14 protein-coding genes and 3 pseudogenes are annotated in these 17,009 nt (G+C 69.5%); 10 read left to right on the plus strand and 7 right to left on the minus strand.

The genetic code is table 11. The features are described 5' to 3' along the window. Positions 1–71: 71 nt before the first annotated feature. The gene (locus MTF69_RS25780; protein WP_243338183.1) at positions 72–674 is read right to left on the minus strand and encodes a TetR/AcrR family transcriptional regulator; all 603 of its coding nucleotides are present in this window, start codon (positions 672–674) and stop codon (positions 72–74) included. A gap of 76 nt (positions 675–750) precedes the next feature. On the opposite strand from MTF69_RS25780, the gene MTF69_RS25785 reads away from it, so the two are divergent. The 6 genes from MTF69_RS25785 to MTF69_RS25815 all read left to right on the plus strand — a co-directional run bounded on the left by MTF69_RS25785 (position 751) and on the right by MTF69_RS25815 (position 5,637). Beyond that, a complete protein-coding gene (locus MTF69_RS25785) occupies positions 751–1,221 on the plus strand; it encodes a VOC family protein (protein ID WP_243338185.1) in 471 nt (156 codons plus the stop codon). Between the two features lie 869 nt (positions 1,222–2,090). Then, the gene (locus MTF69_RS25790) at positions 2,091–2,321 is read left to right on the plus strand and encodes a hypothetical protein (RefSeq protein WP_243338187.1); all 231 of its coding nucleotides are present in this window, start codon (positions 2,091–2,093) and stop codon (positions 2,319–2,321) included. Between the two features lie 1,209 nt (positions 2,322–3,530). Next, complete coding sequence (locus MTF69_RS25800; RefSeq protein WP_243338189.1) at positions 3,531–3,728, plus strand: hypothetical protein; 198 nt, start codon at positions 3,531–3,533, stop codon at positions 3,726–3,728. Between the two features lie 595 nt (positions 3,729–4,323). Beyond that, complete coding sequence (locus MTF69_RS25805) at positions 4,324–4,530, plus strand: hypothetical protein (protein ID WP_243338190.1); 207 nt, start codon at positions 4,324–4,326, stop codon at positions 4,528–4,530. 545 nt (positions 4,531–5,075) lie between these two features. Next, positions 5,076–5,519, plus strand: a complete 444-nt coding sequence (locus tag MTF69_RS43475) for a DUF5990 family protein (protein ID WP_308401450.1) — start codon at positions 5,076–5,078, stop codon at positions 5,517–5,519. Further along, a complete protein-coding gene (locus MTF69_RS25815) occupies positions 5,422–5,637 on the plus strand; it encodes a DinB family protein (RefSeq protein ID WP_243338223.1) in 216 nt (71 codons plus the stop codon). The genes MTF69_RS43475 and MTF69_RS25815 overlap by 98 nt, the downstream gene beginning before the upstream one ends. Here MTF69_RS25815 and MTF69_RS25820 read toward each other — a convergent pair. After that, positions 5,624–7,834 (minus strand): SdrD B-like domain-containing protein, encoded by a 2,211-nt coding sequence (locus tag MTF69_RS25820; protein ID WP_243338191.1) that lies wholly within the window; start codon positions 7,832–7,834, stop codon positions 5,624–5,626. The genes MTF69_RS25815 and MTF69_RS25820 overlap by 14 nt on opposite strands. Positions 7,835–7,981: 147 nt before the next feature. Next, on the minus strand, positions 7,982–9,139 hold the full coding sequence (locus MTF69_RS25825; protein ID WP_243338192.1) for a Dyp-type peroxidase: 1,158 nt from the start codon (positions 9,137–9,139) through the stop codon (positions 7,982–7,984). 78 nt (positions 9,140–9,217) lie between these two features. On the opposite strand from MTF69_RS25825, the gene MTF69_RS25830 reads away from it, so the two are divergent. From MTF69_RS25830 to MTF69_RS25850, 4 genes and pseudogenes are all read left to right on the plus strand, one after another. Then, positions 9,218–10,555 carry a right-handed parallel beta-helix repeat-containing protein gene (locus tag MTF69_RS25830; protein ID WP_243338193.1) on the plus strand — a complete coding sequence of 446 codons (1,338 nt, stop codon included), beginning with the start codon at positions 9,218–9,220 and terminating at the stop codon, positions 10,553–10,555. After that, positions 10,552–11,325 (plus strand): hypothetical protein, encoded by a 774-nt coding sequence (locus MTF69_RS25835; RefSeq protein ID WP_243338195.1) that lies wholly within the window; start codon positions 10,552–10,554, stop codon positions 11,323–11,325. The genes MTF69_RS25830 and MTF69_RS25835 overlap by 4 nt, the downstream gene beginning before the upstream one ends. 1,215 nt (positions 11,326–12,540) lie before the next feature. Continuing rightward, positions 12,541–12,777, plus strand: a complete 237-nt coding sequence (locus MTF69_RS25845) for a hypothetical protein (RefSeq protein ID WP_243338197.1) — start codon at positions 12,541–12,543, stop codon at positions 12,775–12,777. Continuing rightward, positions 12,774–13,399, plus strand: a pseudogene (locus MTF69_RS25850) (carbonic anhydrase). The gene MTF69_RS25845 and the pseudogene MTF69_RS25850 overlap by 4 nt, the downstream one beginning before the upstream one ends. Before the next feature lie 45 nt (positions 13,400–13,444). Here the strand turns inward: MTF69_RS25850 and MTF69_RS25855 are convergent. The 4 genes and pseudogenes from MTF69_RS25855 to MTF69_RS25870 form a co-directional block, all read right to left on the minus strand. Continuing rightward, a pseudogene (locus MTF69_RS25855) lies at positions 13,445–13,738 on the minus strand (L-threonylcarbamoyladenylate synthase); the annotation flags it as partial. Between the two features lie 375 nt (positions 13,739–14,113). Further along, on the minus strand, positions 14,114–15,196 hold the full coding sequence (locus tag MTF69_RS25860; protein ID WP_243338199.1) for an SPFH domain-containing protein: 1,083 nt from the start codon (positions 15,194–15,196) through the stop codon (positions 14,114–14,116). A gap of 3 nt (positions 15,197–15,199) precedes the next feature. Beyond that, positions 15,200–15,631 carry an NfeD family protein gene (locus tag MTF69_RS25865; RefSeq protein ID WP_243338201.1) on the minus strand — a complete coding sequence of 144 codons (432 nt, stop codon included), beginning with the start codon at positions 15,629–15,631 and terminating at the stop codon, positions 15,200–15,202. A 194-nt stretch (positions 15,632–15,825) separates the two neighbouring features. Then, positions 15,826–16,826 (minus strand): annotated as a pseudogene (locus MTF69_RS25870) (IS5 family transposase). Positions 16,827–17,009: the final 183 nt, after the last annotated feature.

Below are 17,009 nucleotides of genomic sequence, written 5' to 3' on the forward strand. Positions count from 1 at the left end.
CCCGAGCGCTCTCGTAACAGGGCGTCGGGCCAGACTTCCAGGAGAAGCCGTGACGAATGTCCGCACGGGAGTCAGTCCGGAGTGCGCAGCCCCGACAGGAGCCGGTCGAGCGCCTGCTCGGCGGCTTGGGGATCTCCGCCCCGCGCGATCCAGAGCGCAGCCTCGTTCATCGCCCCGGACAGCAGCCGCGCCAGGGGCTCCACCGGCTGACCTGCGATAATCCCGGCTGCTACGAGCGCGGTCAGAGCGTCCGCGAGGTGGCGTGCGGAGGACTCCTCGTCCATGGTCCGCCACTCGTCCCACCCGAGCACGGTCGGCGCATCGACCAGCACGATCTGCCGGACCGCCGGGTCGGTCCCCGCGGCCAGGAAGGCCCGGCAGCCGGCTCGCAGCTGCTCCCACAGGTCCCCGTGCCGCTCCGCCGCAGTCGCGACCCGCTCCCCCAGTTCCTGCTGGAGCTCGGCGACGACGGCGCGGAACAGCCCCGCCTTGCTGTCGAAGTGGTAGTAGGCGGCCCCCTTGGTGACCCCAGCGGCGCGCGCCACCTCGGCCAGCACCACCTTGTGGTACCCGTCCGCGGCGAACCTGCGCTGCCCTTCGGCCAGCAGGGCACGCCGCGTGGCCGCCCGCTGCTCCGCCCGGTTGACCGCCATCGCGAGCACCACCCTTTCCATTTCGCATACCGAGGGTATGCTAGCCCCAACGGTTCACATACCCAGGGTATGCTAAATGGAACGAGGGACCTCTGCCATGACGAACGACCCCACGACGATGCCCGCACCCAAGCTCGGCGGCTTCTACCCGGTGCTCGCCACGCGGGACGTGGCAACCTCCCGCGACTTCTACATCCGCCACCTCGGGTTCGAGGTCACCTTCGAGGCGGACTGGTACGTCAGCCTGCGCCGCCCCGACGCCCCCCAGTACGAGCTGGCCCTCCTCGACTACGCCCACCCGACCGTCCCCGAGAGCCACCGAGTCGCACTCCAGGGCGGCTTGCTGCTGAACTTCGAAGTGGACGACGTGGACTGCGAGCACCAGCGCCTCGTCACGGAGGCCGGCCTGACCGAAGTACTGCCCCTGCGCACCGAGGAGTTCGGCCAGCGCCACTTCATCGTCGCCGCTCCCGACGGCGTACTGATCGACGTCATCACCGTCGTCCCGCCCAGCGAGGAGTACGCGGCCCAGTACACCTCCCACGCCGCCGACCACGGAAAGGATTGAGCCCCATGCCCAGAACACCACCGGGGGCACCACCAGGAACGAAGGCCCGACCCCGCTCCCGCTCGGGCGCTCGCCTAGCAAGAGCTCTCCGAGCCTTGCGCCAGCAGCAGTTCGGCATACTGGCGAGCGTCAGGAGTACCGGCCACCCGAACATGTCGACCGCCCTCTCGACGCCCTCCTCAGCGCGGGGTGGGACCGGCTCGGGGCGACCGGCAGCCCAACACACATTTCCGGCGACGCCGTGAGAGCGGCCCTGGAACCGGAGGGGCCATCGGCGCCCTGGTCGCGGCTTATGCCGAGCCGCACGGGCGTGGAGCGGGCGCTCGGGTCCGTCTCCGCCCAAGACCCTGGCGACATGGTGCCCGACGCAGGGTGACAGGGCAGCGGTGCTTCCACCTCCTCCGACTCCACTCGACGCCCTCCAGCCTCTCCCAACTACGGTGGGCGAGGTCCTGCGCCAAGACGAGGGCATCGGCCGTTGATAGGGGGATACACGGCGCGAAGTCGTTCTTGCAGGCACTGCCGCCATACGGAAGCGAAGCCGGCCCCTCCGGAACCTGGGCGCAGGGCCTCTTCCCACGCGGAACCGCCTGCCGCCGCGCACCGCCGCCGCACTCGCCGTGACCGGGAACGGATCGCCTGGACATCCAGGATCGGAGGCGCCCTGGACCCACTGTGGATCCCGTCATCCGCCACATCCCTGAAGCTCAGGACGCGGAAGGAATTCAGGGACAGAATCCACTGGCTGCCAGGGGATTGTGACGCCTCCTGTCGGGCCGGAGCCGCAGCCCCCACACCCAGGCGCATCCCCTCCCGTCCACACGCCCCCGCTTCTTCTGCAAAGCTATGTACGCCCTATAGGAGGCACCATGTCTGATGTCACGCCCGACCCGTCCACTCAGGTATCCGGGGCAAGCATCTCGGGGAACGATGTGTCCCTCGCCGATGGAAGCGAGAGCTTCACCATCACTGGTGGGGCACTCGTAGGATCCTTCGAGGATGGCGACATCACCGAGACGACCAGCGGGACTGTCGGCATGGTTGACCTGAAACTCGACGACAGCGTCTTCGACACAAGCGGCGAGACTGAGACCGCATAGCGGAACTATGTGAGTACTACACGCGGTTACAACCCTTTCGGCACCCCGGAGGGTGGGTGCTCATGGGCGGTGCAGTCACCGCGCACTGCCTCAGGACGCCTGCGGCCACCCCGAGCAGGTGCGTGGTGCACTGGCAGAGCTGCTCGTGAGAGTCGGGCACTCAGACATCGCCCTCAACAAGCACTGGAAGTGATCTCCATTGAGAGCACCTCACCGACTCGTGACACGCGGGCCAGGGGGCTTCCACCGTCCAGGCGGCCATTCATTGTCTGCTGGCCGATCTGCTCGCCGTCCTGGACACTCCGGCTCCGCTGTAGCTGCGTGAACGGTCTCACCCGTCACCAGGCGGGCCGTCAGGCCCGGTGGTCGCCGAGGCTGCCTTGGTGCCGGGTATCCCGAGAAGCTTGTGGGTGGCGGGGCACTTCACGGCCTTCGGCAAGCCACTGCCGCTCTACTGCATCGTAGATCGGTGTCTGTGATGCCTGCCAGAACTCCTGCGGCAGGCGAGCGGGCCACGGACGCCGCGGAAGCGGAACGGTTCTCTGGTCCATACCGATACAACGATGTGGCTCGGCTCGGCGTGGCGGTGCGTGACCATTCTGGGATGACGACGGCCCCGCCTCCGGGCAAGGTGGCGGGGCGGTAGCACGGATCCCGGCCCGTGGGGGTGGCCGACCGGGTGGCGCGTGTCACCATCTCAACGAGCGGGTGCCCCGCGACACGCGGCTTACGCCATCAGGCGTGTAGGCGGCTGCGAGGGTCGGTCCTGCTCATCGGCGCTGTCGTCATTGAACCAGTAGTCGCCGGCGGCCAGATACCGGAAGGGGCGAGTGCTCTTGATGGGTAGGGGAAGCGCAACGGCTCGCTTCCCGACTTCGCTCGGAGTGAGGGCGTGGCCGCCAAGCTGCCAGTCTTTGAAGTCGCCAATCGTGCTGGCGGGCCCAGTAGGTCCGTCGGCGGGAGGGACGCAAGTCACCTTCATGGGGTCCTTGCGCTGCGTGCGCTGCAGCATGGCCATCGGCTCCAGACAGTTTTGGCGGGTGAGATGGGACCATCCTGTGCACCGGACCGGGAACCTGCCAACGGCGCCTCCAAGCAGGCTTGGCAGATCACCCTCCCGACACGATACGTGCCACACATGATGCGGAGCGTGACCTTTCGTGTCAGCGTGAAGGTTAGGAAAACCCCGTATCAAGAGGAGTCACCGTCATGGGCGGTCAGCAGGACAAGCGCCAGGAGCCGGGCAGGGGCAGCGAGAAGCAGCAGCGCCGGCAGCGCCCCGGCCAGGACCCGCTACACCCCGAGCCCGTTACCCCGTCCCGCGGCCAGCGGCCCGAGGAGATGGAGCGGCGCCGCGAGGAAGATCTGCTCCGCGACGAGTACGACTCACGCGTCAACGACTTCTGAACGGGGCGGAACCCCACGCACGCAGAGCCCGGCCGGACCCGTAGTCACCCCGGCCGGGCTCTGTCCCGTCTGAACCCGGCCGGCTGGGGGACGTGTCCGACCGCCTGTCGACCGAAACACTGCGTACGGCTTGCGACCCCCGCCGACCATGGGAAGTGCTACCCCACCTCGCCTCTCTCGGGCCTCCACCGGTTCTTTCGAGCACGTCGTTCTCACCACCAGCCGCACGAATGCGAGGTCACCCAGAAGGATCACGGCGAGGCCGTCTCCGACGCTCTGACCCGCGACGGCGCCCGTGAACTGATCGACGCCCTCGCCGAGGCGCAGTGGCTCCGCGATCGCACAACACTGAGCGGCCGCCGGGCCGACGCCAACGCGCTGCGACATCCGCCGCCGGTTGACTCCCGCTCGGTGGCCGTGAGAGGGGAATCTGAAAGCTCAGTCCACCAAGAAGCTTCGCGTTCATCTCCCCCAGCACGCGCAGCCGCGTCCTTCAGATCTGGACCTCCTCACGAAGTGGACACTCGCCCGCTAGCAGTTCGCAGCCCCGCCGCCGCCCTCCGATACAGGATCATGGAAGCGCGGCGCGGGGGTTTTGACGAGCTGCGCACATGGACCGCACGGTCCGCCATCACCAAGCGGCGTTCCGATCCCATCGACCTCAAGCTTCGCCGGGGTCGACTGGCTGACCATCTGCCGCAAGCTCGCGGCGGATCCCGCGATCAACAGCTACGGCATCGCCTACCCGCAGGGGTACGGCATCGAGGTGGACCGGCGCGGCGCCGAGGCGACAGTCGCCTGATTGAACTCGCCTGCAAAGACGTAGCGAAGGCGCTCGCGGAGCGCAGCACCGTGCTGGAAGAGAGCGCCGATGAGCTGCGCAAGCTACGGCGTGCAAGCATCGATAGGGCGCCTGACCGGCGAAAACTTCCTACGGGAAGCGCTGTCGCGAGGGTCCGGCCGTACCCGTATTCACCGCTCCGAAGGGCACGGATGGGGCACGCCCCCCGGACACCTGGGGCGTCAGCGGATCCGACGTCCTCGCTGTGGCTGGACGATCCCCGCTGCTGTCGTGTTGCGATGTCGCTTTGCGCACGGGATCGGGCTGTCGAGCGCATCATGGAGCAGTCGTTTGCCGCGGCGAGCGGCGGTGACCGAAGACTGCGAAGCCAGGGTCGAAGACGTCGGTGGACCGGGCCGTGCAGGCTCGGCGCGGGCCGGTGGCGGCTTCATGGTTGGCATGCGTATCCGGATCGAAGCGGTCGACCTGCCCGCCCGGGGCACCGGGCGATGGCAGTGCGGGGTACCGCAACGTCCAGGTTGCCGTGCAGCGCCGCGATCGCCCAGATGAACTCCTCGACCCCGGGCGACGCCGCGTCCGCGACTTGGACCCTGGAGTGCACCACGACCGTCTCGTCCTGCGGCATCAATGTGAAGGGCCCGTATGTGCAGGGCCGTCGGCGGTCGGTTCATCTACCTGTCATGGGCGCGGTCGACGAAGCGGGTGCCTTCACGATGTTCCGCCGCGCCAAGCTCATGATCGATGGCCTTCCTGCCGAGGTTCTCGACACTGCTGCGCAAACGGGGCTGCTGGTCGGCTCTCTCGGCCTGGATGCCCGCCGAGCCGGGCATCATCACCACGGGGGCCACAGCAGCGAAGGGAAGCCGGCAGGCCATGTTGATCCCCGAGCCGATGGACCGGCAGGCGGTGTACGACGAGTACGAGCGAGCCCGCCGCACCTTTCACCAGCTGCTCGACCCCGCGTCCGAGGAGAATCTGGTCCGGCCTAGCGACGGCACCAAGTGGACCAACGGGCAGCTGTTGTGGCACGTGGGGTCGGGGCGGAGTCGCCGCCACTCGTGTGGGCATAAGTGGCGGCGACCGGCGGGCTGGGTCAGAGGCGGTTGATGAAGAGGCCGGCGTCGATGGTGTGGTCGACGGTGCCGGGTGCGCCGGTGGTCACCTCGGTGGTGGCGAACTGGCCGGTGGGCGCGGTGTCGGGGACGGCGTCGGAGTTGAGGTCGCCGGGGGCTCCGACGGCCTGTACGGGCGACCAGACCAGGCCGCTCGCGGCGGGCGGGCGACGGGAGTTGATCACGCTGGTGTCGGCGGTGGACTTGTCGAAGCGGATCTTGTACTTGGTGTTGGGGCGGACGCCGTGCTCGGGGCCGAAGTAGTAGGCGCCGTCGGCGCCGGTGCGTACGGTGGCCAGCAGGCTGCCGTCCTCGGCCAGGAGCTGGACGGTGACTCCGGGGATGCCGGGTTCGTCGTCGTCGACGCTCTGGGCGCCGCCCTTGTTGCGGTCGTACCAGACGCGGCTGCCGATCTGGACGGCCGGCTCGTCGCAGAGGACTTCGAGGTCGCCGAGGCCGTTGGCCTTGCCGAAGCCGCCGTCGAGCGGGTCGTTGAGCTTCTGGAGGGTGAAGCCCTGCTCGCCGGGGTTGGCGCCGCGGCTTCCGGTCTGGCGGTCGAAGTAGGCGGTGCCGCCGGTGAAGTACTGGCTGGCCGGGTCCATGGCGGTGGAGGCGATCCGCTGCTCGCGGAGGTGGAGGCCGATGGCGCCCTGGGCGGTCTCCAGGTGGGCGTTGGGTACGAATTCGCCGGGGTAGAACTCGACGACGTTGGCGGGCTGACCGCCGTTGGGGCGGGTGGGGGCGTTGTTCGGGCAAGTGCCCGTGCCCTCCCACTCGAAGGTGCCGTTGGCCTTGCGGCAGGCGCGGTTGAGGTCGCCGCCGGAGTCGGTGATGCCGCTGTTGGCGTAGGAGGGGTTGGCGTTGGGCATCTCGTGCCCGCCCATGTCCGCGAACCGGTCGCGGAAGCCGAGGACCATGTCGCCGTTGCTCTCGATGGCGATGTCACTGAGCTCGGGCTCGGGGTGGGCGACGAGCTGCTGGGGGAAGGTGGCGGCACCGACTGTCCACGGGAACCAGCGGTTGAAGCCGGGGACGCCGACGTTGACCTCGCCGCGGGGGAAGGTGAGCGGCTGCTGGAGGATCGGCGCCGAAGCGAAGGTCGCGGTGACGGGGTTGTACGTCCACACGACCGCCCGCAGGTTGGCGGCGGCTTGGGAGGACTCCGCGGAGCAGACCCCGCCGACGTAGACGACTCCGTCCCGCACACCGAGGCCGAAGGGCCGCCAGTCGCCGGCCGCCTGGCAGCCCGGGTTGGGGATGGCCACGGACGTCACCGGCGCGGCAGCGGTCGGCTGGGTGGCGTTGTAGGTGTACAGCCTGCGGTCGGCCAGGTTGACGGCGAACAGCTGGCGGTTGTCCTCGGAGATGTCGATGTCGCCGAGCGACTCCTTGCCGACCGCGCCGACGAAGGGGCCGTCGAAGCGGACCGAGTCCTGGTGCGCGGTGGTGCCGGCGTTCGGGACGGTGGTGAAGAGGGTGGTGGCTCCGCCGTCCCGGGGGGTGACGTAGATGGCGCCTTGCCCCGAGGGGCCGTAGACGGTGTGCCGTTTGGCGTGGGCGCCGGTGAAGATGCGGCGCTGTTGCTTGTGGTAGGCCACACCGTAGGTGTTGCCGGTGTCGGTGCGGGTGGCGAGGGCGGTGGTGTTGCCGGAGTTGCTGTCACCGCGTTCGCGGAACGGGAAGGTGACCGTGGTGCGGACGCCACCGGACTTGGTGGCCGCGACCTGGCAGACCGTGCTCAGCCGGGCGTCGTCCTCGCACCAGTCCGCCGGGTTGCGCACGCCCATGGTCAGCTCGGCGTCCCCGTCGACCACGTCGATGATGGCGGCGTCCGACGCGAGGCCGCCCGCGGCGCCGAAGGTGGGCTCGAGGAAGGAGCCGTTGGGCATCTTCATGCGTACGTAGTACTTGCCGCCGGTGAGGACGGTGTTGGGCGGGAAGACCGCGTAGCCGTCGGGGCCGGTGACCGCGGTGACCACGTTGCCTTCGTAGTCGGTCAGCTCGACGGTGATGCCGGCCGCCGGGAGCTCGGAAGCGGGATCGTGGCGGCCGTTGGTGTTGGAGTCGCGGATGACTTTGATGCGGGCCGTGCCGTCCGCCGGGTCCGCTCCGGCCGCGGGTTGCTGTAGGACTCCGGTGGTCAGGGCAAGACCGGCGGCGAGCGCCACCATGGCCTTCCTCAGGGCTTTCACAGCTCTTCCTCCATGTCACACACAGTGGTGATGAACACGTTGCGTGAGCATGATCTTGCGGTGTTGATCTTTCCCGATAGGCCCCGTCGATAGATTCGCACTTTTGAGTGACTCGCCGCTGGACGGGGTGAGATGTGCAGAACGGATTCAGCGGTGACCAGCAAAAACGCCACTGCCGAGAGGCTTTTCGGGGCTGAAGCCGGGCAGGATGAGGAAGGCTCCGGATGCGGTGGCGGTGACGAACCGCATCAGGTCGTCGCCGTCGTCCAGGCGGCGCTGGGTGGCGGTGAAGGTCCGCAACTGCCGCTGGAAGCCGACGAACAGCAGCCCTTGGTCCGCGGGGCCGTTGTGGTAGCTGTAACCCCGGCGCAGCATCCGGCCGCTGCCCGTGGCGTTCGGATTGGCCCGCCGTGCGTGCGCCATGGCAGGCACCAGGTAGCGGCCGCGCGCCGACTTCGCCGCCAGATCGAGCCGGTCGGCCGGAGCCCCGCCACTCAGTGGTGCGCCATCTGCCTTGCGCCGCCCGATCACCTCCTCCTGCCGGGCCGGGGACTGGGCGAGGAACTCGGGTACGTCGATGCGCAGCCTTCGTACGACGGCGATCGTGGCGTCGGCCAACGGGGTGGGCTCGGGCAGCCACACCTCCCGCTCCAAGTCGGCGCGGGTGCTGGGGTTCTCGATGCCGTCCGGGAAGCCCAGCAGATTGCGGACCGCTCCGCCGCCCGGCGGCCGGAAACCCGTCTGCGACCAGCGGCGCGAGGCGCCGTCGGAGGTCAGTTGAGCACTCAGGTGCGTATCGGCGAGAACCACGGCGACGGGGTCGGTCGCGCACGTCTGGACCAGCAGGTCGCCACCCCACGCCCGGGCGGTCCGCTCCTCGCCGGCGAAGGCCGGCAACTCCAGCCCGCCGGCCACGTCCTGACGGGCGAGGGCGAGGAGTCGCGGTCCCGCGCCGACCGTCACGGTCAGGTCCCCGACCTCCAGCCCGAGGGCGATCCGGGGCTTCCCGGTCAGCTCCAGGACGGCTTCGCCCAGCCGTGCGGCCACTCGGGCGGGGTCGGCTCCCGGGGGGAGGTCGTACACCGACACCACGGCGTGGGTCTGCGGTTGCGTCGGGCGGTCGACCCCGGCCTGGCGCGGGCCCGAGGCCAACACCACGCCGGGCGGCTGCCCGTCTGCCGGTCGCGGGCCGGAGGCGGGGGGCGTCGGGGCGCCGGACCGGCACCCGCTCAGTGAAACGACGGCGGGCAGCACGCCCAGCAACGCACGTCGAACCACCGAAGGGTTGTCACTCTGCGTGGTCATGTGAGTACTCTACGCACGACTGATCGGCCGCCGGTCCGCTGCGGCCGGCCCCGCCTGCCCGGATGAGGACGTCACCCCGTGTCCGCTCCCCACCTGCGACTCCGCTTCCTTGCCGTGCTGTTCGCCTGTGCCGCGACGGCCGCCTGCGCCCCCGGCGTCGGCGGGCCCGCCGACGATGCCCCCCGCGCCCCGGCCGTGATCCGGGTCCCCGCCGAGGCGCCGACGATCACCGCCGCCCTGGAGCGGGCCCGCCCCCACGATCTGGTCCTGGTCTCCCCGGGCCGCTACCGCGAGACCGTCCACATCCGTACCGGACAGGTCACGCTGCGCGGCACCGACCGCAACCGTGTCGTCATCGACGGCGAAGGCCGGCGCGGCAACGGCGTCGTGGTCACCGCCCCCGGCGTGACCGTGGAGAACCTGACCGTCCGCAGCCACCTCCAGAACGGCGTCCTCGTCACCGGACTGAAGACCGGAGGCGAAGGCGTCGGCCGCGGCAGCGACGGCTACCACCGCCTCGACCCGGTGGCGAACCCTCCTCTGAACGGCTTTCGCGTCCGCTACGTCACCGCCGCCGACAACGGCCTCTACGGCATCTACGCCTTTAACGCCCGCCGCGGCACCATCGAGCACAACTACGCCTCCGGCAGCGCCGACTCCGGCCTGTACGTGGGCCAGTGCAAGCCGTGCGAGATCCTGGTGCGGGGCAATGTCGCCGAGCGCAACGCGGTCGGCTACGAGGGCACCAACGCCAGCGGCCCCCTGTGGATCGTCGGCAACCGCTTCACCGGCAACCGGGTCGGGATGACCGTGGGCTCCGACTACCTCGAGGCCCTCACACCTCAGGCCGGTGCCACGATCGCTGGGAACCTCATCGCCGACAATGCAGCCCCGGACACCCCCGAACAGGCCGACGGCGGTTTCGGCATCGGCCTGGGCATCGCCGGCGGTCGCAGCAACACCATCCAGCGCAACCGCATCACGGGCCACCCTCGCGCCGGCCTGATTCTCTCCTCCTCCGAGGACATGCCCCCGATGGACAACATGGCCACGGGCAACGTCTTCGCCGCCAACGCTCTCGACGCCGCATATCTCGCCTCGCCGCACGCCCCCGGCAGCGGGAACTGCTTCGACGGCCTCCTGGGCCGCACGCTCCCGGCGGACCTGGCGGACACCATGGACTGCCCCGGTGCCGGCAGTCCCACCCCGGGCCCCCAGACCGCAGTGCACACTCCGCCCGCCCCGGTCGGCCTGCCCTTCCTCGACGTCCCTTTGCCTCCCGCCCAACCGCAGCTCCCTCGGGCCGCCACGGCGCCCGCCGCTCCCGCCACCGGCAGCCCGGAGCCTGTCGACCCGGCGACCGTTCGCGTGCCCGCCGCGACCTTGCTCGTCGCGAACAGCCGGGACGGCCGATGACCCGGGTCCGCGCTGCGGTGGCGGCCGCGCTGACCTGCTGGCTCGCCCTGACCTCCTGCTCCGGACCAGGACAGCCCGACGCCGAGGACGGCGCGCCCCGGCCCCTCACCGCCGAGGAGGCCGACCGCGTCGCGCTGGCCCGCTTCACGACGTACCGGCGCGGCACAGGAAACGTCACCATGACCATCCCCTCCCGGGGCCGGACCATCACCCTCACCGGCCGCATCGACTGGCGCCGCCACCTCGGCTACGCCGAAATCCGCGCCGACACCGAGTCGCCGGCCCGAGAGCTCATCCAGTGGAACCTCACCAGCGTCACCACGCGCCCCAATTGGCCCGGCGGCCTCCCGAAACAGCCCCCCGCCACCGGCTGGGAGGAACACCGCCTCACCCCGCACGCCTCCCCGCTCGACGCAGCCCTTCTCCTGTTGCTCAACCTGGGCGTCGACCGCCCCGACAACGCCCAGCTCCTCGCCCGTAGCGGCGCGCGCCTGGTCAGGCAGGACCACATTGCCAACGCCCCGGTTATTGTCGTAGCCGGCCCCGCCGCACCGACCGCCGGGGCCGACCAGTCCAAAAACGGCAACACCCGCTACTGGATCGACGACGACGGCCGCCTGCTCCGCTTCAGCGCGCGGGCCGGCGGGGAGAGCGCGTGGATGACCGCGGAACTTCCCCAGAGCCCAGCGGACCCGCTGCCGTCAGCACCGCCGGCACTCACCCAGGCCGCTCCCGACCCACCGAGCTCTCCATCCCCCGTGCCTAGCTGAACCCCGCTCCAGCAACGGCGAAAGTTGAACAGGGACGGCCGGCCTCGAGTCGCGGCCATGCTCGGCGCTCTACCCCTTCCACCTTGTAGGCCCCCCGTTGGGGCCTCACAAGGGCACCCCCCTTCTTAGCGCGTGGCTGTGGGGGAGCCCCGGAGCCCCTTTCGGCGCCGTCCGCGTCGCCTTGGCGCAGGCGTACGCCTCCCGGGTCGGCCAGGACGATGGCGCGCGTGCGACGGCGGTCGAAGCCGTGGATGTCGAGGGCGAGGTGGAGGTGATCCTTGGCTGCGTCGAGGTCGCTGAGGCGGGAGAGTCGAGCGCGGCTTCCTGCGTCCTTCCGGCGGTTTCATGGCAGCCGCACCCTGCTCCGAGACGGAATGGGGCAGGGTGCTCAGACTGAACACCCGCGAGGCCGCTAGGCACCGCGTTCGGGTGGTGTCCCGTAGCCCAATGATGTACGCGTGCGGCTACGGGGGCAGGGGTATCGGCGGAAACCACACGTTGGAGGGCAGCGAGGGACGAGTCTTGCCCAAGCGTTCGATTCAGGAGCTGGTTGCAGCTCCGTGGTCTGCTCGGCCGCCTCCCCCGGGCATGGCGGCTGATCCGCCACCGATTCCGGCGCCCTATGTCCGTCCGGTGGTGGAACTCTTGTCGGTGAAGGCGTCATCTCGGTCAGTCGACCGTCCATCGACCTGGCGGACCTGCTGCAGGTGCTCGGCAGCTTCTGACAGCGCTACCCGGTGGTTGCGGGGCCCGGTGCTGTCCAGTAGCACTCTCAGCGCCGCCTCGATGCGTTCGACGGTGGCGTACGGCACTGCTACTCGCTGGCCCGGGCGCTCTGTGAATGGCCTCAGTTCCACCGATGCGGCCCGTGCCTCGTGCGACGCCCCGCGCCTCAGTGACAGGAAGGCCCTAACCAGCCAGGGGGCTGCGATCTTCAGAGGAGTGTCCGTCATGCAATGCCAACGATGGGCCGGGCGGGCCCGTGACACTGCCTCACCCGCCTGGCTGTCGGTCTTCGACCGCCGAGCGTGAGATGCGGAGCCGGGAGCGCGGGGCCCTCGAAGGGGAAGGGACGCCGCCACGGGCTCGGCTGAGCGGTTGGACCGCGATCAGGCTGAGCGGTTGCTCCCCGGCCGTTTGCTGCGGCCGGGTGAACGCGGGTTGCAACCGCACGTGGCGCCCGCGTGGAGACGCGAAGCGGTTGACCATCGCAGCATGAGCACAGACGGCGTATGGCGCGAGACGGGTCTGTTCGGCCTTCAGGTGCGCAGGAGGGGCCTGACGGTCGTGGCTCTGCGCCTGCTCGGGTGGGAGGAGGCGCTGCCGCGCTCCCTGGCTGTGCTCTGCGAACCCGCCGACGCGGCAGGCGCCGATCCGGCGGTCGTAGCACGGTTGCCGGAGGCCTCCCTCGCGCTGTCGACGACACCGACCGCGCGTAGTCTGCGGCCATGACCGACGACCGAATGAATGTCCAGGAGACCCTCACAACGCTCCTGGCAGGCAACGAGCGCTTCGTGGCCGGTGCGCCCGAGCATCCGAACCAGGACGCGGCCCGCCGCGCCGAGATCGCACCGGCGCAGACACCGTTCGCCGTCCTCTTCGGATGTTCCGACTCCCGGATCGCCGCCGAGATCATTTTCGACCGGGAGCTGGGTGATCTGTTCGTCGTGCGGACGGCGGGCCACGTCGTGGGCACGGAGGTGCTGGGCAGCATCGAGTACGGGGTGAGCGTGCTGGGCTGCCCGCTGGTCGTCGTCCTCGGCCACGACGCCTGCGGGGCGGTCGCGGCCACCCGCGCCGCCGTTGAGGACGGCGCCACCGCAGGAGGCTTCGTACGGGACGTGATCGAGCGCGTTACGCCGCGCGGGCCGCCGGCCACACCGAGGACAGGGACTTCATCGCCGAGCACATACGGCACACCGTCGACCTGCTGCTCGACCGCTCCCGCCTGCTCGCCGATCGTGTCGCCGCAGGTCAGGTTGCTTTCGTGGGCCTGGCCTACCGTCTGGCCCACGGCAGTGCCGAGCTGATCACCGCCCACGGCCTCGACATCCCGGCCGGTACCGCGGCGTGACGCCCTCGGGCAGGTCGGCGCCGCTACCGGCCTGCCGACATTGCCTCAGCCTTGCTGGAGGTCGGGTACGACGGCGCGCAGCCGCTCGGCGCTGATCGCGCCCGCCCTCAACAGCCGGGGGAGTGGACCGGTGACGTCCACGATCGACGACGGCACGTCCGCCGGCGTCGGGCCCGCCAGGCAGACCGCCGCCGCCTCCCCGAGCATGGCCTGGGCGGCGTCGCAGTCCTGAGGCGAGGGCTTGCCCGTCAGGTTGGCGCTGGAGACGGCCAGCGGCCCGGTCTCGGCAAGCAGGGCGAGGGCCACAAGATGATCGGGCATCCGCACCGCCACCGTGCCAGCACGTGCAGGAGTCGGAAGGCATCGCCCGAGGCAACGCACGTACAGGGATGATCGCCCGGGCCCGCCGTGGCTGCCCCTCCCGGTCGGCGAGCCACGCGAGTCGCCCCTTGTCTTTGTCGCAGAGTGCAGGGGATGGACCGCCGACGCCGATCGCCACCATCCAGGAGCCGCTATGCCTCCCTGAGCATCGCCAGGCCATGGGTGGATCCGGAGCCCGCCGGTACCGGTGCCCGCCGAGCAGCGGCGCCAACTCGAACAACGCTCCCGCCCATCCGGTCAGCGCAGCGTACAGCCCAGACGCGTGACAGCACCGCGAACGCCTCACACCAAAGTGCGAGCCGCGGTTCGAGGTCAACGATTCGAACGACAAGCTTAGCGTGGCGTACCGGGAAGCGGCGCGTCCGGCTGGTCGCGAGGGTCCGCGATGGTGAGTCCAGGAGAGAGCGACCCGGTGGCGGTGTCGGCTTCCTCGGCGGCGGCGAGGGCCTCGGCGGCGGCTTCCGCCGCTTTCGCCGCGTCGTTGGCGGCCTGGACGGCCAGGTCGTCCGAGGAAGATTCACGGGTCGCCGCCGACTGGGGAAGCACCTCGGTGAAGGCACGGGTGACGTTCTGGAGGGCGGAGGTGACCTCGCCGGGTATCACCCAGACGGTGTTGCCGGGGCCTTGCGCGATCTGGGGGAGCATCTGAAGGTACTGGTAGGCGAGGAGCTTGGGGTCGGGGTCGTTGCGGTGGACGGCCTGGAACACCTCGTCGATGGCCCGGGACTGGCCCTCCGCCTTGAGAATCTCAGCGGTCCGGTTGCCTTCCGCCCGGAGAACGGCGGACTGCTTGTCGCCCTCAGCGGTGAGGATCTGGGACTGGCGCTGCCCCTCGGCCCCGAGGATGGCTGCCCGCTTGTCCCGCTCGGCCCGCATCTGCTTCTCCATCGCGTCCTTGATCGACTGGGGCGGGTCGATGGCCTTGATCTCGACCCGGTTGACCCTGAGTCCCCACTTGCCGGTGGCCTCGTCGAGTACGCCGCGGAGCTGGTTGTTGATCGTGTCCCGCGAGGTCAGGGTCTTCTCCAGGTCCATGGACCCGACGACGTTGCGCAGCGTGGTGACCGTCAGCTGTTCCACAGCCTGCAAGAAGTTGGCGATCTCGTAGGACGCCGCGCGCGGGTCGGTGACCTGGAAGTAGAGGACGGTGTCGATTTCCACGACCAGGTTGTCCTCGGTGATGACCGGTTGGGGCTTGAAGGAAACGACCTGCTCGCGCAGGTCGATCACCGGGTAGACACGGTCGATGTAGGGGATGACGACGTTGAGGCCGGGTTTCAGGGTGCGGTGGTAGCGGCCGAGCCGTTCGACGTTGCGGGCGCGGGCCTGGGGGACGATGCGCACCGCACGGATCACGGTGAAGACCGCGAACACCGCGATGAGCAGGCCGGCGATGAGGAACGCCGATGCTTCCATGGCTCACTCCCGGGGGTAGACAAGCGCCGTGCTGCCCTTGATCTCGATGACGTCGACGGTCGTGCCGGGAGGGATCACCAGCCTGTCGTCGTAGGCGCGGGCTGTCCACTCCTCTCCGCCGATACGGACCCTGCCGCCCAGGCCCGTCACCTCGGAGGTGACGTAGGCGGCTCCGCCGACCAAGGCCTCCACGCCGAAACGCTCGCTCTGCGGTGAGGTCAGGCGGCGCAGGGCTACCGGACGGACGAACAGCACACCAGCCGTCGCAACGACGGCGAACACCAGGAACTGCCACGGGACGGGAAGCCCGAGCGCCGCGGTCGCGGCGGTGATCATCGCAGCACCCCCGAGCAACCCGAGCGCGGCGGTCAGGGTGAAGATCTCCGCCACGCCCAGGAGCAATGCGGCGATCAGCCACATCAGCCAGGGGTCCATCGCTACGCCTCCCGACACGGGAAGGAGACCGCCGGTTATCAAACGTTTCCAACACTTTACCCGTTTCTCCCGGAACTCAGGAGCTCAGGAGCTCAGGAGCTCACCCTGGCGTACGCATGAGGGCGGGGTGCCAGTGAGACCGGCGCGGCTGGGGCGTGAGGACCAGTCCTAGGGAGCGTATTTGGTTGTGATCATCAGGTGGTTCGGGTGAGTTCTCTAAGCCAGATCATCGAGGCGCGCAGGTGGAGGCCGGCGAGGTAGCTGTCGGGGGTCTTGTCGTATCGGGTGACGATGTCTCGCCAGGCCTTCAGCTTGTTGATCAGGCGCTCGACGGTGTTCCGCTCCTTGTAGAGGTCGGCGTCGTGGGTGACCGGCCGGCCACCCCTGCGACCCTTGTTCTTCCGGTTGGATGCCTGGTCCCTCTTCTCCGGGGTGACCGCCTTGATATGGCGTTTGCGCAGGTGGGCGCGGTTGCCGCGGGACGAGTACGCCTTGTCCCCGGCGACCGCGTCGGGCCGGGTGCGGGGACGGCCGACGGCCCCGCGGACCCGTATCTTCTTCAGCACGGGGATGAACTGCGGGCTGTCGGCGGCCTGTCCTGCGGTCAGGATGAAAGCCAGCGGGCGGCACTTCCGGTCGCCGGCGACATGAATCTTGCTGGTCTGCCCGCCTCTGGAGGGTCCGAGGAGGGCGGCCTTCAGTCGGAGTTTATGCCGTCGCCGGAGGCGTCGTCGTTCTTCCCGCTCGGGGTTGCTTTCGGCCCCCTGCCCGGTTTGTTCGTCGCAGTCGCCCCCTTTGACCTGGCCTTCTCCGACTCGGCGGCGGCTTTCTCAAGGACGGTGAGGACCTCCTCCTCCAGGTGCAAGCCAGCCGCGTCATGGTGGGCCCGGGCGGTGGTGGAGTCGATGCTGACCAGAGACAGGTCCACCTCGCCCCGCTTCGCGGCTTCCGCGATCAGGCCCTCCAGCAGCGCTTCGAAGACTCCGGCGTCACGCCACTGCCGGAAGCGGTTGTGGACGGTCGACCAGGCGCCGAACTCCGTCGGCATCTCCCGCCACTGCCCGCCCGTTTTGAACTGCCAGATCACGCCCTCGAACTGCTGCCGCAGCCGCTCAGGGTACGGGCCGTACTCGCCGATCGGCAGGTACGGCTCGATGAACTCCCATTCCGTATCCGTCAGTTGCACACGAGTCACCCAACAAGTTTTACCCGCCCAGACTCCGCCGTGCAGGCAAAACTCGAAGATTGATCACGACCCGATACGCTCCCTAGTACTCCAGCAGTACTTTGTGGCTTGACCTGGGAAACGTCGAGCGGTGGGAGTGTAGCGGGCAGGTTGCCGTCACGGACGGCTTCTGCCCGCCTGCCCCTCGAAGGA

Source organism: Streptomyces sp. AP-93, assembly GCF_022808175.1.
Taxonomy (GTDB): domain Bacteria; phylum Actinomycetota; class Actinomycetes; order Streptomycetales; family Streptomycetaceae; genus Streptomyces.